This is a genomic window from Robertmurraya sp. FSL R5-0851 (assembly GCF_038002965.1).
GTDB lineage: Bacteria > Bacillota > Bacilli > Bacillales > Cytobacillaceae > Robertmurraya_A > Robertmurraya_A beringensis.
In genome coordinates, this window is record NZ_JBBOOE010000001.1 from 199,909 (window position 1) to 220,694 (window position 20,786).

17 protein-coding genes are annotated in these 20,786 nt (G+C 38.0%); 9 read left to right on the forward strand and 8 right to left on the reverse strand.

The genetic code is table 11. The features are described from left to right. Positions 1-74 precede the first annotated feature (74 nt). The 6 genes from MKX65_RS01115 (at position 75) to MKX65_RS01140 (ending at position 6,768) form a co-directional block, all read left to right on the forward strand. On the forward strand, positions 75-1,487 hold the full coding sequence (locus MKX65_RS01115) for a PTS mannitol transporter subunit IICBA (RefSeq protein WP_160549019.1): 1,413 nt from the start codon (positions 75-77) through the stop codon (positions 1,485-1,487). A gap of 142 nt (positions 1,488-1,629) precedes the next feature. After that, complete coding sequence (locus tag MKX65_RS01120) at positions 1,630-2,640, forward strand: DUF1646 family protein (RefSeq protein WP_160549020.1); 1,011 nt, start codon at positions 1,630-1,632, stop codon at positions 2,638-2,640. A gap of 187 nt (positions 2,641-2,827) precedes the next feature. After that, positions 2,828-4,921: a PRD domain-containing protein gene (locus tag MKX65_RS01125; protein ID WP_160549021.1), complete on the forward strand. Its 2,094-nt coding sequence runs from the start codon at positions 2,828-2,830 to the stop codon at positions 4,919-4,921. 12 nt (positions 4,922-4,933) lie between these two features. After that, a complete protein-coding gene (locus MKX65_RS01130) occupies positions 4,934-5,371 on the forward strand; it encodes a PTS sugar transporter subunit IIA (protein WP_160549022.1) in 438 nt (145 codons plus the stop codon). Between the two features lies 1 nt (position 5,372). Further along, positions 5,373-6,533 carry a mannitol-1-phosphate 5-dehydrogenase gene (locus tag MKX65_RS01135; RefSeq protein ID WP_160549023.1) on the forward strand — a complete coding sequence of 387 codons (1,161 nt, stop codon included), beginning with the start codon at positions 5,373-5,375 and terminating at the stop codon, positions 6,531-6,533. Between the two features lie 79 nt (positions 6,534-6,612). Then, complete coding sequence (locus MKX65_RS01140; RefSeq protein WP_119706330.1) at positions 6,613-6,768, forward strand: YpzG family protein; 156 nt, start codon at positions 6,613-6,615, stop codon at positions 6,766-6,768. Between the two features lie 190 nt (positions 6,769-6,958). Here MKX65_RS01140 and adhE read toward each other — a convergent pair whose 3' ends face one another. The 7 genes from adhE to MKX65_RS01175 all read right to left on the reverse strand — a co-directional run bounded on the left by adhE (position 6,959) and on the right by MKX65_RS01175 (position 15,193). Then, positions 6,959-9,562 (reverse strand): bifunctional acetaldehyde-CoA/alcohol dehydrogenase, encoded by a 2,604-nt coding sequence (gene adhE / locus MKX65_RS01145; protein ID WP_160549024.1) that lies wholly within the window; start codon positions 9,560-9,562, stop codon positions 6,959-6,961. Between the two features lie 110 nt (positions 9,563-9,672). Next, entirely contained in the window at positions 9,673-9,900 is a 228-nt protein-coding gene (locus MKX65_RS01150) for a hypothetical protein (protein ID WP_160549025.1), read from the reverse strand. A gap of 278 nt (positions 9,901-10,178) precedes the next feature. After that, positions 10,179-10,613, reverse strand: coding sequence for a Dps family protein (locus MKX65_RS01155; RefSeq protein ID WP_160549026.1), 435 nt, complete (start codon positions 10,611-10,613; stop codon positions 10,179-10,181). Between the two features lie 159 nt (positions 10,614-10,772). Continuing rightward, positions 10,773-12,557, reverse strand: coding sequence for an ABC transporter ATP-binding protein (locus MKX65_RS01160; RefSeq protein ID WP_340901830.1), 1,785 nt, complete (start codon positions 12,555-12,557; stop codon positions 10,773-10,775). Positions 12,558-12,775: 218 nt separating this feature from the next. Continuing rightward, positions 12,776-13,447 (reverse strand): hypothetical protein, encoded by a 672-nt coding sequence (locus tag MKX65_RS01165; RefSeq protein WP_340901831.1) that lies wholly within the window; start codon positions 13,445-13,447, stop codon positions 12,776-12,778. A gap of 211 nt (positions 13,448-13,658) precedes the next feature. Next, entirely contained in the window at positions 13,659-14,837 is a 1,179-nt protein-coding gene (gene rodA / locus MKX65_RS01170; RefSeq protein ID WP_340901832.1) for a rod shape-determining protein RodA, read from the reverse strand. 155 nt (positions 14,838-14,992) lie between these two features. After that, on the reverse strand, positions 14,993-15,193 hold the full coding sequence (locus MKX65_RS01175; RefSeq protein ID WP_340901833.1) for a hypothetical protein: 201 nt from the start codon (positions 15,191-15,193) through the stop codon (positions 14,993-14,995). A 151-nt stretch (positions 15,194-15,344) separates the two neighbouring features. Between MKX65_RS01175 and MKX65_RS01180 the strand changes: the two genes are divergently transcribed. The 3 genes from MKX65_RS01180 to MKX65_RS01190 are packed head-to-tail and all read left to right on the forward strand — an operon-like array spanning position 15,345 to position 19,305. Further along, positions 15,345-16,979 (forward strand): spore germination protein, encoded by a 1,635-nt coding sequence (locus tag MKX65_RS01180; protein WP_340901834.1) that lies wholly within the window; start codon positions 15,345-15,347, stop codon positions 16,977-16,979. Then, positions 16,976-18,190 carry a Ger(x)C family spore germination protein gene (locus MKX65_RS01185; RefSeq protein WP_340901835.1) on the forward strand — a complete coding sequence of 405 codons (1,215 nt, stop codon included), beginning with the start codon at positions 16,976-16,978 and terminating at the stop codon, positions 18,188-18,190. The genes MKX65_RS01180 and MKX65_RS01185 overlap by 4 nt, the downstream gene beginning before the upstream one ends. Beyond that, positions 18,190-19,305: a GerAB/ArcD/ProY family transporter gene (locus MKX65_RS01190; protein WP_340901836.1), complete on the forward strand. Its 1,116-nt coding sequence runs from the start codon at positions 18,190-18,192 to the stop codon at positions 19,303-19,305. The genes MKX65_RS01185 and MKX65_RS01190 overlap by 1 nt, the downstream gene beginning before the upstream one ends. Positions 19,306-19,338: 33 nt before the next feature. Here the strand turns inward: MKX65_RS01190 and mgtE are convergent, their stop codons facing one another. Beyond that, positions 19,339-20,697: a magnesium transporter gene (gene mgtE, locus MKX65_RS01195; RefSeq protein WP_340901837.1), complete on the reverse strand. Its 1,359-nt coding sequence runs from the start codon at positions 20,695-20,697 to the stop codon at positions 19,339-19,341. Positions 20,698-20,786 lie beyond the last annotated feature (89 nt).

Here is a 20,786-nt window from a genome sequence, read left to right on the forward strand (position 1 = left end):
TATTGAAAACGCTTTATCATAAAATTAGAAACAAGGACAAAAGAACGATATTTCTGAAAGGGGAATTATACTATATGTCTAATCAAGTAGCGCAAAAGTCGGATGTGCGTGTAAAAATCCAACGCTTTGGTAGTCATTTAAGTGGCATGATTATGCCGAATATTGGTGCATTTATCGCATGGGGGATTATTACAGCTTTATTTATTCCAACAGGTTGGTACCCAAATGAGGATTTTGCCAAGTTAGTTGGACCGATGATTACGTATCTTCTTCCATTATTAATCGGTTACACGGGCGGTAAGATCGTCTATGATACTCGTGGAGGAGTAGTGGGTGCCACAGCAACAATGGGTGTGATCGTTGGAGCAGAGATTCCGATGTTCCTAGGTGCCATGATTATGGGGCCACTTGGAGGTTATCTAATCAAAAAGCTGGATGACGTGATTGTTCCAAAGATCAGACAAGGTTTTGAAATGTTGGTAAACAACTTTACAGCGGGTATTTTAGGTGGAGCGTTAACTTTAATCGCATTTAAAGTAATCGGACCAGTGGTAGAAGGTTTAAACAAAGTGTTAGCGTCAGGAGTAGAGGCTATCGTTGATGCAGGGCTTCTTCCATTAGCAAATATTCTAATTGAACCTGCTAAAATATTATTCTTAAACAATGCAATCAATCACGGGATTTTAAGCCCACTTGGTGTAGAGCAAGCAGCAGACGCTGGAAAATCGATTATGTTCCTGTTAGAATCAAACCCTGGACCTGGACTGGGTATTCTTTTAGCCATTATGTTATTCGGGAAAGGTTCAGCCAAAAGAACAGCTCCAGGTGCAGTGATTATACACTTCCTAGGGGGAATTCATGAGATTTACTTCCCATACATTTTAATGAAGCCTATGTTAATTCTTGCTGCAATAGCAGGGGGCGTGAGTGGAGTTTTCACATTATCCATTTTTAACGCAGGTCTTGTAGCCCCTCCATCACCAGGAAGTATCTTTGCTTTAATGGCAATGACACCAAAAGGTGGTCACTTAGGAGTACTGTTAGGAGTACTTGTTGCAGCAGCTGTATCATTCGCAGTAGCATCATTTATTCTTAAAGTTAGCAAAAACAATGAAGAAGAAGATTTAGAAGCAGCTACAGAAAAAATGCAAGAAATGAAAGGCAAGAAGAGTTCAGTGGCAGAAGCATTAGAAAGCAAAGTGGACTATAAAAAGGTAAATAAAATTATCTTTGCTTGTGATGCTGGAATGGGTTCTAGTGCAATGGGAGCTTCGATTTTACGAAACAAAGTAAAAAAGGCAGAAGTAGAAGGGGTAGAGGTAGCAAATACATCTATCAATAATCTTCCGGCAGATGCTGACATCGTTGTAACCCATAAAGATTTAACGGACCGTGCGAAAGCTAAGCTTCCAAATGCCCATCATGTGTCTGTAGAAAACTTCTTAAATAGCCCTAAATATGATGAAATTGTAAATAACTTAAAATAATGAACGAAAATGAACACCCCTAAATCAGTCTACGATTTAGGGGTGTTATTAGTTTGAACGAAATGGCAAGTTTGTCCCAGATAGAGCATATATATATAACTCCTGATAAAAGGAAATATGCTATTGGAGATGAAGTGGAACAATGGTTTTTTGGTTACTAATTGTCTTTTTGTTCGTATTACTTCTACCCTTAAAAGTAAAGATTGTAGAGAACAATATTGAATTATTTATTTTTATCATGGGTATGATTACGGCGATCTCTAGTGGAAGTTGGAGCAGAGAGTTATTCTTAAAAGCTGCGAGTGATCCGATTGGAATTACCATTGCTGTAATCCTTGCATCCTTGCTTTTAAAGTGGTTTCACCGCGGTATAGACAGATGTATCAATCGGTTGTTACGTGCATTATCCTTTAAATGGTGTGTAGCTTTAACAGTAATAACCTTAGGCTTAGTATCAAGTATAATAACAGCAATTATCGCTTCTCTTCTCTTAGTAGCGATCGTTACGTCTATGAGGTTAGATACAAAATCAACCGTCCGTTATGTAGTCCTTTCCTGTTTTAGTATTGGGTTAGGTGCAAGTTTAACCCCTGTAGGCGAACCTGTTGCTACTATAGCCATCAACAAATTAGGGGAGGATTTCTTCTATCTGATCAATTTATTAGGACCCATCATTATTCCTTTAATTACTTTATTGGGTATAGTGGCGGCGATACTAGTCAAAAAGCCAAAGCATGAACACCAATTTAGAGAGGCACATATTAGCAATGAAACGTATGAAGAGATTTTGTATAGAGGAATTAAAATTTACTTGTTTGTGATGGGCTTAACCTTACTAGGATCTGGGTTTAAACCCGTAATTGATCTCTATATCATTCACCTAAACACACCATTGCTGTACTGGATTAATACGGTTTCTGCTGTTTTAGACAATGCTACCCTCGCAGCGGCTGAAATGAGTCCTCAGATGGGAGATCAAAAGGTAATAGCGGTTCTATTAGGTTTACTGATTAGTGGAGGGATGTTAATTCCAGGGAATATTCCTAATATCATAGCTGCCAATAAACTGGGGATCACAAGTAAGGAATGGGCTAATGTGGGAGTGCCCATTGGATTAGTTATACTGGTTATTATTTTTGCTTTTTTATTCTAAAATGAAGCGGGGTCTAGAGTAATTCTAGCCCTTTTTTTGTGCATTTATTTAATTTTGTCAACAAATACTATGACGAATGTGTATTTATAATCGGTTGTTTACCGTTATTTGCAGGAGTATCATTAAATATGTAAATATTTTTATTTTAATCTTGTCAGTAAGTTGGACTCTTTAGGAGTTGATGGTCTTGTATATTACAGCGAGGGAAAGGAAAATTCTCGAGGTGATACTTCTTAGTGAAGAGGAAACGACCGTGAGTAGTATTGCCAAAATACTTAATGTGAGTTCTAGGACGGTACACCGTGACTTAAAAGGGGTAGAGGAAATACTAAAGTCCTACGATTTGTCCCTTTCAAAGCAATCTGGGGTAGGGATTCTCGTCAAAGGAAGTAGTGAAAACAAAGAGAAGCTCAAATTATTTCTCTTTAGTGCTTCTCATACGGAGTACACCCCTGATGAACGACAAACGATTATTCTCTCAAGCCTACTGGAGAGCTTAGAACCGGTCAAATTGGTTGTTTTAGCAAATGACCTAAATGTCACGATTGCAACAGTAAGCAATGATCTAAACAAAATTGAAGAAAAAATTGAACCATTCGGTTTATCTCTTATCCGCAAAAGAGGATATGGAGTAGAGTTATTTGGATTGGAAACAGCTAAGAGAAAAGTCATGAGCAGTCTGATTTTAGACCACCTGGATGAGTTTGAATTTATTTCTTTTATCCGGGAGAATATTCAAAAAAGATCGGCTATGGATATGGACACAGCAACCGATCGTTTACTTGGTTTGGTTGATAAAAAGAAGCTTATTATCATTGAAAGTATCATTGATGATGTAAAAAAGGAACTGCCTTACCCAATTGCTGATAGTGCTTATATCGGTTTGGTTGTCCATCTAGCTCTAGCTACGGAAAGGATCCAACAAGGTGTGGAGATCGTGTTAGATGATAGATTCCCTGATCAGCTTTTGACAACAAAAGAGTATAAGATTGCGGAGAAAATTGTATCAGGATTAGAAACGGCCTTTCAGATTTCTGTTTCTCAAGGCGAAGCAAGTTATATTACGATGCATCTTTTAGGAGCAAAGCTGAGGAATGAACATGGAGATATTTTTGAAGAAACGGCTGTTCAAGTCGGATATACCGCACAAAAACTCATCCAGTATGTAGGGAAGAGGATGGGGTATCATTTTGAAAATAATATTGATCTTTATCAAGGTTTAATAGCTCATTTGCGTCCTGCCATCTATCGAATGAAGCAACATATGAAGATTAGTAATCCTTTGCTTAAGCGGATTATGGAGGATTATCAAGAATTATTTGGCATTATTCAAGATGGCGTTGAAATTGTTTTTCCAGACTTCTTTGTTCCGAAAGAGGAGATTGGCTTTCTTGTTATGCATTTTGCTTCTGCCATGCTAAAGGGAGAAGAAAATAAGGAAGTGAAGGGTCTAGTCGTATGTTCGAGTGGAATAGGAACATCAAAGATTCTTGCAACAAAAATTCAAAAAGAACTGCCATGGTTAAAAACAAAAAATGTTTCTCTATTTGATTTTGAACAGATCAATCCTGAGGAATATTCGATCATTATTTCGACCGTCCCTTTAAAGGATGATCAAGGGCCGTATGTTCTTGTAAGCCCTATCCTTTCTCAGGCTGAGATTGAAAGAATAAAACAGTCGGTTCGAGTCGACCAGCCTGATCAGCCGAAAAAGGATATAAACTTAAGCATAAAAAATGAAGCGGAAAAAGATTTTTTTAGCAGAATTCAACGGAACCATCGTTTTACATCAGCAGCCATTGACATTCTCTCTGGTTATTTTATTCAAAAACTGGGAGGAGATTGTTCGATTGAATCAGCCTTATTGGCCGCATGTGAAACACTACAAGAGCAAGGGATCATTAACGATGCTGTAAAAGTAGTTAAACACATAGTCGAAAGAGAAGCATTAGGCGGGCTTGGAATACCTGAAACCACTCTGTCGCTTTACCATACGAGAAGCACTGAGGTGACGAAACCCTCTTTCACTATGTATGAACTAGAAAAACCCGTAAATGTGAGTGCAATGGATGGATCAGAGATCTCAAATAAACGAATTCTCCTGATGCTTTCACCACAAGAATCAACCGAAGAGGCACTTGAGATATTAAGTCAAATCAGTGCTTCGATTATTCGAAATGATGAATCGATACATTTGTATGAGAATGGAGAAAAGGATGCCCTTTTTGATTTTCTATGTAACGAGATAAGAGACATTTTTGAAGCGAAAAATATTCATTAAGGAGTGGACAATATGACAGTACAAATTTTAACAGCTGAAAATATCCAATTAAATGTAGCATTATCAACAAAGGAGGAAGCGATAAGAAAGACGGGACAAATTCTTGTTGATAAAGGGTATGTTACAGCGTCATATATCGAGAAAATGCTAGCTAGAGAAGAGTTAACTTCCACCTATATGGGGAATTTTGTTGCCATCCCTCACGGTACAGAAGACGCAAAGGATTTAGTTAAGCATTCAGGTATCTCCATCATTCAAGCTCCGGAGGGAGTTGATTTTGGAGGAGGGAATATAGTAAAGGTTCTCATTGGTATTGCTGGGAAGAATAACGAACACCTAGATATTTTATCAAACATCGCCATCGTTTGTTCGGAGGAAGAAAATATCGAAAAACTCGTTCAGGCTAAAACAGAAGAAGAAATTTTAAGTTTATTTGCTGAGGTGAACTAATATGTTTGCTCTACATTTTGGTGCGGGGAATATTGGTCGTGGTTTTATAGGTTTGTTGTTACAACAGTCAGGCTATGAGGTGTGCTTTGCCGATGTGAATGCAGAAATCGTTGACTTACTTAATGAGCGTAAAGAGTACAAAGTGGAATTAGCAAATAAGGAACAAACAGAGACAACGGTGACAAACATATCTGCGATTAACAGTGTCATAAATGGTGAGTTAGTTGAAGAGGCAATTGTTCAGGCAGATCTTATTACCACTGCAGTGGGTCCGAATATTTTAGCTATTATTGCACCGATGATTGCTAAAGGATTGAAAAAAAGAGCTGCTATTTCAACTAAACCGTTAAATATTATCGCGTGTGAAAATATGATTGGAGGGAGTGCATTTCTCAAAGAGAAGGTATACGAACATTTGACGGAGGAAGAAAGAAATAGCTTTGATTCCCTATACGGGTTTCCCAACTCTGCGGTGGACCGAATTGTTCCGAACCAATCAAATGACGACAAGCTCTTGGTGAAAGTTGAGCCGTTCTTCGAATGGGTCATTGAGCAAACGGCTTGGGTAGGAGAGAAGCCATCTATTAAGGGAGCAACACTGGTGGATGATTTGGCCCCATTTATCGAGAGAAAGTTGTTTACAGTTAATACAGGACACGCAGCCATTGCTTATGTGGGTTCCGTATACGGGTTTCATCCGATAGCAGAAGCGATACAAAATGAACAAGTTAATCAGATTGTTTCAGGAGCATTGCAAGAGTCAGGAAGAGTACTTGTTAAAAAGTATGGATTTTCCAATGAACAGCATCAAGCATATATTCAGAAAATTATTGGCCGTTTCAAAAATGAATATATTATTGATGATGTAAAAAGAGTGGGAAGATCTCCTCTCCGAAAGCTAGGCATTCACGACCGATTATTTGCTCCAGCAATAGAATATTTCAACGAGTTTCAGGAAGCACCAGTTAATCTATGTAAAGTCATTGCTGCTGCGTTATTATTTACATCAAATGATGATCAAGAAGCACTTGAGCTTCAAAAGAGTTTGAAGAACGATGGAGTTGTTGCAGTATTAACGAGGTTAACAAATTTAGACCCAAATCATTCCATTATCCAGACGGTTGTGGAGGAATATAAGCAATTCCAAAATCAGCTATCATAATTATTAGATAAAAGTGACAAGCTATTAAAGATATTCCTCCGAATATCAGCACGTATCCTGACCAATGAGGTGATTAGAGATGAGTTTTAGAGATCATTTGGATCAACATTCTCAACTTTTTTGTCACACGTGGACGAGACGAAAGCATGCTAGTAGTTCTCAAGTAAATGGAGAGACTAGAAAGTCGCAGGCAGAAATTATTCTGGCTAAGAATGCAAAGGCTCATCGCTGGTAAGGAATTGTTTGATGATATGAGGAAAAAGGAATAGTGGTTAGCGTTGCTAGCCAAAAAAGAGGGGACCGATTAGGTTCTCTCTTTTTCTATATAAAAAGAAAAATAACCCATCCCCGGGGCAAGGGATGGGTCGCTATTGATAATGGGAGATGGGGGAGTCTCTAATGGAAAACACTTTTGTGTGTAACCGTTATACTCCTTTGAATGCTTCGCGATAAATGTCTGCTAATTCAGTTACTAGCGGTAATTTAGGGTTAGCCGTTGTACACTGATCTTCAAAGGCACGCTCAGCAAGGTAATCAACTTTTGCTTCAAATGCTTCTTTTGTTACTCCGTTAGCTTCAATACTCATAGGAATTTCTAGCTCTTTAGCCAGCTTGATAACGGCTTGGATTAAGCTTTCAACACCTTCTTCCGTTGTACGAGCAGGGAGACCTAATGTTCTTGCAATTTCAGCATAACGCTGGTCTGCAATAAAGTTCTCGTATTTAGGGAATGCAGCAAACTTTGTTGGTTTGGTTGCATTATAACGAATAACATGTGGCATTAAGATGGTGTTAGAACGTCCGTGAGCAATGTGGAATTCTGCACCAAGTTTATGTGCCAAGCTGTGGTTGATTCCAAGGAATGCGTTAGCAAATGCCATACCCGCAATCGTTGATGCATTATGCATTTTTTCACGTGCTACTGCGTCACTGCCATCGCGGAAAGCTCTTGGCAGGTATTCGAATACCAGTTGAATAGCTTTCATTGCTAATCCATCTGTATAGTCGTTAGCCATAATAGATACATAAGCTTCGAACGCGTGAGTTAATACGTCCATACCAGTATCAGCGGTAATGACCTTAGGAACCGTCATAACAAATTGTGGATCGATGATCGCTACATCTGGAGTTAACTCATAATCTGCTAATGGATACTTAATGTTGTTTACCTTGTCTGTGATAACAGAGAAAGATGTTACCTCAGAACCAGTTCCAGAAGTTGTTGGAATCGCAACAAACTGAGTTTTTTCACCTAACTTAGGATACTTAACAACACGCTTACGAATATCTAAGAATTTTTGTTTTAATCCAAAGAAGTCTGCATCTGGGTGTTCGTAGAATAACCACATACCTTTTGCAGCATCCATTGCAGAACCACCACCAAGTGCAATAATTACATCTGGTTGGAATGCTGCCATAGCTTCTGCACCAGCCATAACTGTGTCGATAGATGGATCTGGCTCAACGGCTGAAAATACTTCAACATGAACTAGATTTGGACGTTGACGAAGGTAACGAGTCACGATGTCAACATATCCTAGTTTTACCATTCCAGGGTCAGTAACGATAAATGCTCTTGAAACATTTGGCATTTTAGCTAGGTACTGAGTAGAATTTTTCTCGAAATAGATTTTAGGTGGAACCTTAAACCATTGCATATTATTATTCCTCTTCGCTAACTTTTTAATATTTACAAGATGGATCGCTCCTACGTTTTGAGATACAGAGTTTCCACCGAATGTACCGCAACCAAGTGTTAATGATGGCATAAATGCGTTATAGATGTCGCCAATTGCGCCTTGTGAAGAAGGAGCATTAACGATGATACGACCAGCCTTCATACGAAGTCCAAATTCCTTCATTACTTCTTCATTTGTTGAGTGAAGAACAGCTGAGTGACCAAGTCCACCGAATTCAAGCATTTCTTCAGCGCGTGTTAAACCTTCTTCCAAGCTGTTCACCTTGAAGCAAGCAAGAACTGGGCTTAGTTTTTCACGAGAAAGTGGAGATTCAGGTCCAACTGTCTTAAGTTCAGCAATAAGAATCTTTGTATCTTCAGGCACTTCTACTCCAGCAAGCTGTGCAATTTTAGCAGCAGGCATCCCTACGATCGTTGGGTTAACTGCACATGTATTTTCATTAATAACCAATGCCTCAACCTTTTTCTTTTCTGCATCGTTTAGGAAGTAGCACTTATTAGAAATTAGTTCTTTCTTCACTTCATTGTAGATTTCTTTATCAATAATAACCGCTTGTTCAGAAGCGCATATCATACCGTTGTCAAAAGTCTTAGATAGGATTAAGTCATTTACAGCACGCTTGATCTTTGCAGATTTTTCAATATAGCAAGGAACGTTACCGGCACCAACACCTAGAGCAGGCTTACCAGAGCTATAAGCTGATTTAACCATTCCAGGTCCACCCGTTGCTAAAATAAGTGAAATTCCAGGGTGCTTCATCAATGCTTGAGTAGCTGCTACAGATGGCTTTTCAACCCACTGAATACAGTTTTCAGGAGCACCAGCTTTAATCGCTGCATCGCGTACGACACGTGCGGCTTCACTGCTACATTTTTGTGCAGATGGATGGAAAGCAAAGATGATTGGGTTTCTTGTTTTGATAGCAATTAATGATTTGAACATTGTAGTTGATGTTGGATTTGTTACAGGTGTTACCCCAGCAACCACGCCAACTGGATCAGCGATTGTATAAACACCTTCATATTGGTTGTCATCGATAATTCCAACTGTTTTGTTATTTTTAATATTGTTGTAAACATATTCAGTTGCAAAAATATTTTTAATCATTTTATCTTCAAAAACTCCGCGGCCTGTTTCTTCTACCGCTAGTTTTGCTAAAGGCATATGTTGGTCAAGTCCAGCAAGAGCCATTTCCTTTACAATGCTATCAATCATTTCTTGTGTGAAACCTTGGAATTCCTTCAACGCTTTTTGACCTTTTGCAACTAACTCATCAATCATTTTTGCTACTTCTTGATTTTCAGTTAGCACTTTTTCTTCAACTGCCATGTTAAAGACCTCCGTTTAAACAATTTAGTTTGTGAAACATTTCACATTTGGTAGTAAAAAAATTTAACTTGATGTAGGGCAAGATGTATAGGTAAACGCCTAAATGGACGTTACGCGCAAACTGGATTTCTAGGGATCTTCTCGAAAGATATATCTGAAATATATTTAGAACAGCTCTTTACGATGACGACGTAGTTAACTGTCCAAATGAATGCAGGAAGGCTTTCATTTTCATTAAACATCATTGACTCGAATTCATCTCCGATAACTTCCTCAAAAACTTCTAGTGTGTAAGTCTCAGTGTCTGTAGAAAAGTTCTTCCATTCGCATACCATCATGTTTATCACCCCTAATGTTTTTCTTGAATTAAATATAACATACAAAAACAATAATAGTTTGTGAAATATTGAACAAAGTATGAACAATGATTTTATCTTTAAAACGATAAAAAATGACCGTAATTACAAGGATTATTAGTGAGAATGAAAAAAACACAATTATTATTTTGGAAACGCTTACAATATAAATGATATATTAATATAACTTTATTCGAATGAGGTTTTTGTTAAAAAAGAAAGTCAGCGACATTTGTCACTGACTTTCTCTTCTATTAATATTATTCTCCTAAGTAAGCAGTCAACATCCAAATATGTGTATCAAGTGACTCAATAAGTCCTGTTGCCATATCGTTAGTAATGATGTCATGGTTTTCTTCAGCTAGATTAGCTAATGAAGAGAGTTCATCCTTAATTTGTTTGTAGTCTGCAACAAGAGCAGAAACCATTTCACTAGCTTTTGTTTCATTATTCGTTTCAATTAGAGTAGCTGTTTCTAAATATTCCTTCATAGTAGCTACTGGTTGTCCACCGATGGCTAATAATCGTTCTGCCAATTGATCAACTACTAAACCTGATTCATTATATAATTCCTCAAACTTGGCATGTAGGGTAAAGAATAAAGGACCTTTTACGTACCAATGGAAACGGTGAAGCTTCGTGTATAAAACATTCCAGTTTGCGATTTGTTGATTTAATTGAGCTTGTAATTCCATAATAAAATTCCTCCTCAGTTATCTTATAAATAAATTATAACATATATAATATTATAATCAATATTAAATTATAATAATTTTAAATAAAGGTTAAATAATCATCTAAAATAAAAAAAGTATAGAGAGATCAATCGACCTTTCTATACCTTCATTTAATAGTTAATTAGCCTCTAACTGTTTATTTAAGAAACTACGAAACATCCCTTTCTTATCGTTTGCTAACTGTATATATTCTCCTTTTTGTACAATTCTCCCTTTATCTAATACGATTACTTGATCAGCATTGTGGATAGTAGACAGGCGATGGGCAATGACAATGATGGTCATTTTTCCTTTCAGTCGTTCCAATGCCATTTGTATTTTTGATTCATTTTCAGTATCCAAGGAGCTAGTTGCTTCATCAAGAATTAGTATAGAAGGATTTCGTAATATAGCTCTGGCTAATACAATACGTTGTCTTTCTCCACCCGACAATCTTATTCCTCTATCACCGAGGGGGGTATCTAAGCCATTTGGAAGTTCTTTTACAAAATCTGCTGCAGCGGCAAATTCTAGTGCTGCCCACAAATGTTCCTCAGGTGCCGTTGGATTCATTAATAGAAGGTTTTGTCTAATACTTGCGTTAAAAAGGAAGGGGTCCTGTGGAACAAAGCTAATGGTTTTTCTTAAAGCGAGCACTGTATCATCTGTTAAAGAAACCCCGTCTATTAATAATTCACCAGTTTCCGGACGCTGTAATCCCATTAATATATCAACTAAAGTGCTTTTACCAGCCCCTGATTGTCCGACAATGGCGGTCATATGATTTGCTGGAATTTGTAGATTGATATTTTGAAGTGCATAGGACGTATTGTCTCCATTGTATTTAAAGCATACGTTTTTACATTCAATCATTCTATTCATATACAGGATCTCTTCATTATCATCTGATACTTCAATCAATTGTTTTGTTTCATTTTGTAAAGATAATAACACTTTAAATGCTGGAATTGTTAATGCTAATTGCTGTAAATTTGACTGTATGGTAACAAAACGGGGCCATAATCTAGAAAAGATAATAATGACAATTAATAATTTCTCTGGTTGAGTATAGAACAAATTAGCAGAAAAAAAGATAAAACAAGAAAGAATTAATGCGAAAGCGGTTTTGTAAGACAACTGAGAGCTAGTCTGTAACTCAACAAATCTCACTTGTTCATCAAGCATTTTTATATTTAGCGATTGTAACCACGTCATCCGCGATTTTTCAAGTCGGTTCGTTTTAATGTCTTTTAAACCATTTAGATGATCAGTTATACCTGCTAGATAGGCTCTTGAAATATCAGTTGATTCTTTCCCGAGATTTTTTGCTTGACGGACAAATTTCCATGAAAAAAATGCAAGACCTAACCCACAAACTAGAACAAGGCTCGCTATTTGAGGAGAGAGCCAAAAAGCAATTCCAATTTGAATCAATGTAAATATAAAGTTTGTAATAAACTGCATAAACATTTTAATTCCAGTACTAACTCGATTGATATCTTTTGTTAAAGAATTTATTAAATTGGATTTTCTCGTCCTTATAATAAATTCCCACTTAACATGTAATAAACTCTGATAGATTTCTTCTTTCAGGTGATTGATAAAGCCCTGATGAATCTTAATGTCACGAATGGATAGGTTTCTCTGTATGAGGTTTTGTCCAAATACCAATATAACGTAAAATCCTAGTATAAAAGGTAAACCAATCCCAGTAGGAAGATCCTTCAACAAATCTGAAAACATCCACATCCAAGAAGCCTCATTAGCTGAGTTAATAATTCCACTTATGCTTAGGATCGGAATCAATAATAGAATAGCTACTCCATCAAGAAAACTCACTACTACCATTCCAAGGAAATTGATATACATAATGTTTCCGGTGTATTGATACAATTGTTTAAAATAATACATGAATTCTTTCACTTAAGATCCTCCGTTAGTTTTCCTTTAATAAATACCAGTAAGGTAGGAAAAGTTTTAATGGTTAAATGGAGAGGGGCTATTGAGGGGAATTTTCTGAAGGTAATAAAAAGAAGGTTATACAGAGTCTTTCAATTTTTATTAAGAGTGTTTGATCTTCACCATGTAGTTGGATTATAAGGGACTTTATTAGCCCTTATAATCCCAAATAACATAGTTTTTTAATTTCCGTTTCTACCGTTGCCGTTGCCGTTGCCATTGCCGTTGCCGTTGCCATTGCCGTTGCCTTTGCCATTGCCGTTGCCATTGCCGTTGCCATTGCCGTTGCCATTGCCGTTGCCATTGTCATTGCCATTGCCATTGCCGTTGTCATCAACATCGCCGTTTCGATCGCTATTATCATTGTTGTCATTTTCATTGCCATTACCATTTGTATCACTGCCACCAACAATATTAACGTCACTTGAACTTACAAAATTCTCTCCACTAATTTTTCCACTGAGATAACCAATTTTATCTTCAGGATCTAAGTTAGTTTGTTGGAATGGAAAGTGATAGACTCTATCAGCATATCCGTCCCCATTAATATCCTTTAATTCACCAAAATGAGAAGGTGCTGCTCCATCGGTTGATGTATCTCCAAACCGAACAGTACTATTATCAATTTTTGAGACATCAAAGTTTGCTGAACCAAATACTGCTACTGGAATTTTTCCGTTTGAATTTGCCCCATAGCTGCTTGGATCACTACCAGGTTTAATATCAATTATTGGATAGTTAGATTCACCTGGATCTGTTGGTTCTGGTTCATCGGTGGGGCCGCTTATTAAAGTCTCAAATTTAATCGCTTGATGACTAATTACCTTCGGACTCGTATACATTTTTTTAGTCATATTATATACTCCTTTTCATTTATGTAATAATTAGTTCTTAAAAAAGAACAAAAAGACATCGATTGATACTATTCTTCAGTTGTAATTGCTATCCATCCTATTATACTACCAGAAACGTTCGTTTTAAAGAAAATGTTTTCGACAAAATAATAGAAAATTGCCCGAAAACCCGTTCCATTAAAAGAACGGGTTTTAGTGTCAGGATTTATGATCATTGCTTTCCTTCCGACCCAAACATATAGGTTTTTTTATGGTAATGAATACTGAAAATTAACCCCATCGCAAACATATTCCCCATGAGAGAGCTTCCTCCATAACTGACGAAAGGGAGGGGGATTCCCGTAATGGGGAGAACTTGAATGGTCATTCCAACATTTTGAAACACGTGGAAGGTAATCATTGAAATGACTCCTGCACAAATATAGGTGTTAAAGGGATCATTTGCATCTAAGGCAGTTTTTGTTAAATGGTAGATTAGTATAAAGAAAAGACCAATAACGATGCTTGCTCCTACAAATCCATATTCTTCACCAATTACACTAAAAATAAAATCGGTATGACTTTCGGGTATGTAAACCTGTCTTTCCCCAAAACCCTTACCAGTTAATAGCCCGGAACCGATAGCCCTTAAGGAATTATAAAGATGATATCCTGCTCCTGCTTGGTGGTTGTCGGGGTCAATCCAGGAGTAGATTCTATTAAACTGGTATGTTTGAACGTTTAGGTATTTTACTAGTACTTCTGGAGCCCAAACAACGTAGTATATAATGGTTGCTCCAAGTAGTGAGCCAAGTCCATAAATGGCCAGAATAATCTTCCATGTAATTCCTGATACGAAAATAAGGCCTGTAAAGATTGCTACAATAACAAGGCTTGTTCCTAAATCAGGTTGCTTCATGATTAATGCTAATGGAAGAGCTGTAGATAAGCTCATTTTAGTGAAAAGCCAAACGTCCGTTTTAAAGGTTTTCTTTATGTATTTTTCATGATGAGAGGTTATGACCTTACTAAGGGAAAGTATGAGAAAGGCTTTCATAAATTCCGAAGGCTGTATCGTACCAAAACCCGGAATTTGAAACCAGCTATGTGCTCCATTTCTTTCGGGTGCAATGCTTTCAGGTGCGATAATAAGAGCAAAAAGCAGGAATATGCCGAACCCGTATAGATACCAGGAAAGCTTTTTATATTGATCGCTATCAAAAAACATAACGACTGCAACAATGATAATTCCTACCACATACCAAAAGATTTGCCTTATAAAATAGTTCTCATTGTACTGTCCTGTTGTTTGAGCACTATAGATAGATAAGCAGCTTACTAGAAACAATAAAAACAAAATAAGACTTAAGGTCCAATCAAACTTTTCTGATGGTTTTTTAACAACTTCCATTCTTCTGCACCTAATTCCCTGTTCTATTTACAATTTTATCCTATCAAACAAAAATTCCTCATTCAATATATGTAGAAAATATATTAATCATTCATAGCGTCGTTGTCATATAAAAAGACGAACAAGACTAGGGTTTAGTTTCAGTTTGGGAGAAATTAAGTGCTCTTTGAACTGGTTCCTTTTTCCTTATTCTTCATTCTTTTCTTTATTAATTTGGTTATCGGAGTTCCGTTCATGATCATCCAGATAAAGATGGGGGCAAGAAGATTTAATATCATAATGATGACAACGAATGTCCAAATCGCCCATTCAGCATTAAAGATATAACGATAGACCCAAGTGCTATAAAACTCCATAAAAAAATCCGCCTTTCTCATTTCCTAGTTGGCTACATGTTTACCAAACCCTTTAGGAAATAAACTAAATTCTGACTAGAATCTGTTTTTGTTGGAAAAATAAAGAAAGGGTTATGAACGTGGAAATAATTATTTTAGGAGTTTTCAATTTATGACTGCAGTGGAAGAGAAGGATCATTTTTTTAGAGATTTGCAAGATAATGAGAATTTGATGACTGAGATCTTGGGAAGCAGTGTGGATCTAGTCAAACGACGGATTACCTTTCATGAGCATAAAAATGTTCAAGCGATTTGTTATTACACGGATGGATTGGTTGATGTCATACAAATAGAACTGTTTATTAGTGACCTACTTTATAAAGGAAATTGGTTACTGCAACATACAACATTACCAACGGGTCCTCCATTAACCTTGCTGAAGGAACATATGCTTACAAATGCCTCTTTTCAGGTCGTCAAAGAGGTTAGTCAAGCGGTGGATGGAATTTTATCCGGAGTCGCAGTCCTCATTCTTGATGGAAGCGATGAAGTGTTCGTAATACAAACAAAAGGCTGGGAAAAAAGAGGTGTAGATGAACCGCAGACTGAGCAGGTGGTTCGTGGGCCAAGAGATGGTTTTACAGAAAGTATTCGAACCAATACAGCACTTGTACGACGTAGAATTAGAGATCCCAAGCTTCGAATTGAGCAAATGAATATCGGAAAGCGCTCAAAGACAGATGTCAATATTGCCTATATAGAAGATATCGTCAAGGAAGGTTTGGTTGAGGAGGTAAAGAAAAGGTTACGGGATATAAAAATCGATGCCATTTTAGAAAGCGGATATATCGAAGAATTAATTGAAGATGCCCCTCGATCTCCTTTTACTACCGTACAAAGTACAGAAAGACCGGATAAAGTAGCATCGTCGATACTTGAAGGAAGAGTGGCTATTTTTGTTGACAATACCCCTTTTGTATTGGTAGTCCCCAGTTTCTTTTGGCAGTTTTTACAGGCAAGTGATGACTATTATTCAAGATTTATGACGGGTAGTTTTTTCCGTGCGATACGATATTTGGCCTTTGTACTGAGCTTAACTCTTACCTCCATTTATGTGATGCTCGTAAGCTTTCATCAAGAGATGATTCCTACCCAATTGATCCTAACGATTGCCTCGGGACGCGAGGTTGTTCCTTTTCCGGTTTTACTAGAAGCGTTATTGATGGAAATCTCCTTTGAATTGATGAGGGAAGCAGGGCTTCGGATGCCTAAGCCTGTTGGTCAGGCGGCTGTTAGTATTGTTGGATCACTTGTCATTGGTCAAGCCGCTGTTCAAGCTGGGATCGTGTCTCCGTTTATGGTGATTATCGTTGCCTTAACGGGTATTGCGTCGTTTGCCATTCCTAATTATGCGGCATCATTCTCGATTCGTCTCATTCGTTTTCCTTTGCTAATAGCAGCTGGGACACTTGGATTGCTTGGTTTTTCTGCGATGTTTACCTTATTAGCGATTCATGCTCTTACTCTTCGCTCCTTTGGGGAGTCCTACTTAGCACCAGCCACGCCTTTCCAACCGAATGATCAGAAGGATTCAATTATTCGCTTTCCTTGGTGGAAAATGCAGATGAGACCGGAAGGAGTTACTGGGGATGAGAAGCGTGTAGGAGATCATCAATTTCCAGAGCCTCCTAATACAGATCCATATTCTAAAGAAGGAGGTAAGGGTAAAGAAGAAGATCAAAAAGATGGATCACGCAAGAAGAAAACCCGTCGAATCATCAAGCTTAAGGGGGAGGATGAAGAATGAAAAGACACTTAAAGTGGTCTCTTTTATTAATACTAATTCTCCTATTATCGGGCTGTGCAGGGAAGAGAGAGCTAAATGATCTAGCCTTGGTGATGGCTGTAGGCATCGATAAAGGCGAGGGAGAGAACGCCTTTAAAGTGACGGCACAGATAGCCAGACCAGCAGATGCTAGGGGACAGACGGGTGCTCCTTCTGGGCAGACAGGAGAGCCTATTCTCACCATTGTGGGACAAGGTGAGTCTCTGTTTGATGCGATTCGTGATTTGTCTTCCTTTACCACAAGAAATGTTTTTTGGGCCCACAATCAAGTCATTGTTATCAATGAGGATTTGGCCAAGGAAGGAATTGCACAGGTGATTGATTTTTTTACTAGAAACCCAGAGCTTCGGATGAGAACTTGGGTTGTTATCACACCAGAAAAGGCTAGCACCTTAGTATCAACCGTTACGGGGTTGGAGCTCATACCGGGGGAGGCATTAAATAAACTTTTTCGATATGGGGAAATTTCTAATGTCGCTCCAAATTCACAAATCATGGATGTTCAGGCGGCCTACTTAAGTCAAAGCTCACAACCGATCATCGCTAGAGTTTCCTTAAAGGAAGTGATGGTCTCTAACAAAAAACCAGAAAAGGGACCTACGATCAAACAAGTGGATTTGGCCGGTGCCGGAGTCTTTCAGGAAGATCGTTTGGTTGGAGTGTTAAAACCAGAAGAAACAAGGGCATTAATGCTTTTTACAGAAAGATTAAAGTCTGGTGTTGTTACCACCCCATGTAAAAGTAAACCTGAACGAACCGTAAGTGTAGAGCTTAGGGATCAGATGTTTCAGGTGACTCCTCATTTTAAAGGTAGCCAAATAAGTTTTAATGCTGAGTATGATGCTTTTGCTATGGTGGTTGAAGCGGGTTGTCCATTTTCTATCGATGATCAAGAGCAAGTATCAAAATTAGAACAAGCGGTTGAGAAAAAACTGAAAAAGGAAATTGATACGACTATCAATAAAGTGCAAAAGGAGTATAAAACAGATGTCTTCGAGCTCGGGAAAGTGTTTCACAATGAGTATCCTGGGTACTGGAAGCAAATTGCGGATGATTGGGAGGAAGTATTCCCAACGGTAGATATCAAAGTCTCTGTAAATGTGGAGGTAAAGGATTCCGTCTTATTATGGGAGGAAACGAACTCCGGTAAAAAGGAGAATAGTGCAAACTAATGAAGGTACAAATCTCAAATGGTATGTTTATGGCATTAATTATCAATATGATCTATGCAAAGGCAATTGGTGTGACGCAAGGATCGATGGCTAGAGAAGTAGGGGGGGATATATGGATTTCAACCCTGATTGCGACCATCCAAGGTGGAGTGATTATGTTCTTGGTTATCTTAGTCATCCGTCGAATGCCAGAGGGTGACTTAATTGACCAAGCGGCAAGGTTACTTGGCAAATGGTTTGGGAAATTTGTTGCGCTGATCACCTTTTTATTTTTCCTAGCTGCTTACGGGCCAGTTATGTCAACCTTTGTTTTTCACTTAAAGGATTATTTCCTGCCAGAGGCACCAATCCTATTGTTTATCATTGCAGCTTTTTTATTAGGTACATATGCTATTTACTTTGGAGTAGAGGTTATAGCTAGGATGGCTTTAATTGGTGTGTTTTCGATTATTGCTTTAAATATTTTGCTCATGTTTGGCTCACTATCAGAATTCGATATTAGGGAATTACGTCCCACTTTTCAAATGGGCTTTTTGAGGACCGTTTGGGCAAGTAGACATCATAATACGGACTGGGCTATGGCTACAATTATGGCGGGAATTATTTTACCAATGGTTGCCGATAAGAAAACTTGGGGGAAAATGGGGTTTGCTGGAATTGGGTACGGAATGGTATTCATTATCATGTGGCCGATTCTAGAGGCAGGCGTTCTTTCTCCTGAGACAGCTGCGCAGTATATTGTTTCTTGTATGCAGATGGCTAGAAGTGCACAAATTGGTTATTTTGTTCATCGCTATGAAATGATTATGATTGCTTTCTTTGCGTTATCCATCCTTACTCAGATTATGATGAGCTTGTTATGTGCTTCGGTTGCTATGCAAAAGATGCTTGGTCTAAAGGATTATCGGAAAGTCATTATTCCTACTGCTATCATTCTCAGCTCATTTGGTTATTGGATTAACTTTGATAAAAATCGTGCGGTTGATTTTTTAGAGGGCTGGTGGGTGTATATTAGCATAGGGGTTGCTGTAGGCTTACCTTTCTTAATTCTTGTAATGGGCTTTCTTTTTAAAAAGAAGCTGAAAAAGGAAATCGTAGCGGAAGAGGTAAAATAAAAAGCACGAAGCGCTCTATGACTTCGTGCCTCTTTACTGTATATGGTGTAAGAAAAGTGTAGCAATCCCAAAATAGGTTAAGAGTGAAAAAATATCATTTAGTGTTGTAATAAGTGGTCCAGAAGCAATGGCTGGATCAATTTGTAGTCGATAAAGGATCAATGGAATCACTGTTCCTGCTAAGGTACCGATAATAAGGGTAAGAAGCAAGGACATACCAACAACAAGGCCAATCATTAAATTGCCCTGCCATATAAAGGCGATAAGCGAAATAAGGATGCCACAGGTAATTCCAATAATGACACCAACGCCAAGTTCCCTCAGGACGAGTTTCGTGATGACGCGTTTATTAATGTCGTTAGAGACAAGTCCACGAACGACCACAGCTAAAGATTGTGTACCGGTATTTCCAGTCATTCCGGATATCATAGGAATGAAGAAGGCGAGTGCGACAATTTCTTTAAGTGTTTCTTGATACGTACTTATGATGCTTCCAGATAAAATGCCGATTAGTAATAGAAGGATGAGCCATGGGAGTCTTCTATACGCAGCCACATAGGCCCTAGTTTCAAAATCAATGGATTTACCTGAAGCGGAAAGTTTTTCGATATCTTCGTTCGCTTCTTGAATGACAACATCAATAATATCATCTACGGTAATAATACCCATAAGTACATTTTCTTCGTTTACAGCAGGGATGGCCATAAAGTCATAACGTTGAATAAGCATGGCCACTTCTTCTTGGTCTGTATCGACGGAAACAGAGATGACCCGTTCGTACATAATATTGCGAACAACTGCATCAGCTTCTGCCATTAAAATATCACGGTAGGAAACAACGCCAACTAATTTACGGTATTGGTCGATTACGTACAGATAATTAATGGTTTCCGCGTAGTCGGTAAATGATTTGAGCTTGGTTACCGCTTCCTTGACGGTATAGTAATCTCTTATCCATACAAAACGGTTCGTCATCAATCGCCCAGCAGTTTCAGGAGGATAATTCATGATATCTTGAACGGCCTTGGATTCTTCTTTTTTCATTCCAGATAAGAGTTGGGTTATTTTTTCAGGTGACAGGTCATCAAGCAATGAGGCGAGGTCATCGTTATCCATTTCATCGAGGACTTCCCCTGAACGTTCAATACCTAGTCGATTTAGAACATCGAGCTGTTCGGTTTTGCTTAATTCCTCGATGAGGTCTGCAAGCATGTCTATATTTAGGTACAATAAAAATCTCTTTTTGTGTTTTTCGGGCAACTCCCCATATATTCTTGCGACATCATAAGGCTGAAGCTCATCCAATATCGCGTCAAATTCTTTTCGTTTGGATTCTTTTAACGCTTTAATAATGTATAAAGTAATTTGATTGTCTGGCATATTTGTAATCATACGTATCACCTCTTTGGTGGGAGAAGTTCATTTTAGCAACATGCTAATTATAGAGAAAAACAAGTTATTTTAAAATGGAAGTTTCATAA

What these genes read in the sequence shown, in the direction of transcription:
- MKX65_RS01135 (WP_160549023.1), top strand. Translation starts at nt 5,373, where the DNA reads ATGTTTGCTCTACATTTTGGTGCGGGGAATATTGGTCGTGGTTTTATA.
- rodA (WP_340901832.1), bottom strand. Translation starts at nt 14,837, where the DNA reads ATGGAAGTTGTTAAAAAACCATCAGAAAAGTTTGATTGGACCTTAAGT.
- MKX65_RS01185 (WP_340901835.1), top strand. Translation starts at nt 16,976, where the DNA reads ATGAAAAGACACTTAAAGTGGTCTCTTTTATTAATACTAATTCTCCTA.
- MKX65_RS01115 (WP_160549019.1), top strand. Translation starts at nt 75, where the DNA reads ATGTCTAATCAAGTAGCGCAAAAGTCGGATGTGCGTGTAAAAATCCAA.
- MKX65_RS01130 (WP_160549022.1), top strand. Translation starts at nt 4,934, where the DNA reads ATGACAGTACAAATTTTAACAGCTGAAAATATCCAATTAAATGTAGCA.
- MKX65_RS01190 (WP_340901836.1), top strand. Translation starts at nt 18,190, where the DNA reads ATGAAGGTACAAATCTCAAATGGTATGTTTATGGCATTAATTATCAAT.
- MKX65_RS01165 (WP_340901831.1), bottom strand. Translation starts at nt 13,447, where the DNA reads ATGACTAAAAAAATGTATACGAGTCCGAAGGTAATTAGTCATCAAGCG.
- MKX65_RS01150 (WP_160549025.1), bottom strand. Translation starts at nt 9,900, where the DNA reads ATGATGGTATGCGAATGGAAGAACTTTTCTACAGACACTGAGACTTAC.
- MKX65_RS01140 (WP_119706330.1), top strand. Translation starts at nt 6,613, where the DNA reads ATGAGTTTTAGAGATCATTTGGATCAACATTCTCAACTTTTTTGTCAC.
- MKX65_RS01180 (WP_340901834.1), top strand. Translation starts at nt 15,345, where the DNA reads ATGACTGCAGTGGAAGAGAAGGATCATTTTTTTAGAGATTTGCAAGAT.
- mgtE (WP_340901837.1), bottom strand. Translation starts at nt 20,697, where the DNA reads ATGATTACAAATATGCCAGACAATCAAATTACTTTATACATTATTAAA.
- adhE (WP_160549024.1), bottom strand. Translation starts at nt 9,562, where the DNA reads ATGGCAGTTGAAGAAAAAGTGCTAACTGAAAATCAAGAAGTAGCAAAA.
- MKX65_RS01175 (WP_340901833.1), bottom strand. Translation starts at nt 15,193, where the DNA reads ATGGAGTTTTATAGCACTTGGGTCTATCGTTATATCTTTAATGCTGAA.
- MKX65_RS01120 (WP_160549020.1), top strand. Translation starts at nt 1,630, where the DNA reads ATGGTTTTTTGGTTACTAATTGTCTTTTTGTTCGTATTACTTCTACCC.
- MKX65_RS01155 (WP_160549026.1), bottom strand. Translation starts at nt 10,613, where the DNA reads ATGGAATTACAAGCTCAATTAAATCAACAAATCGCAAACTGGAATGTT.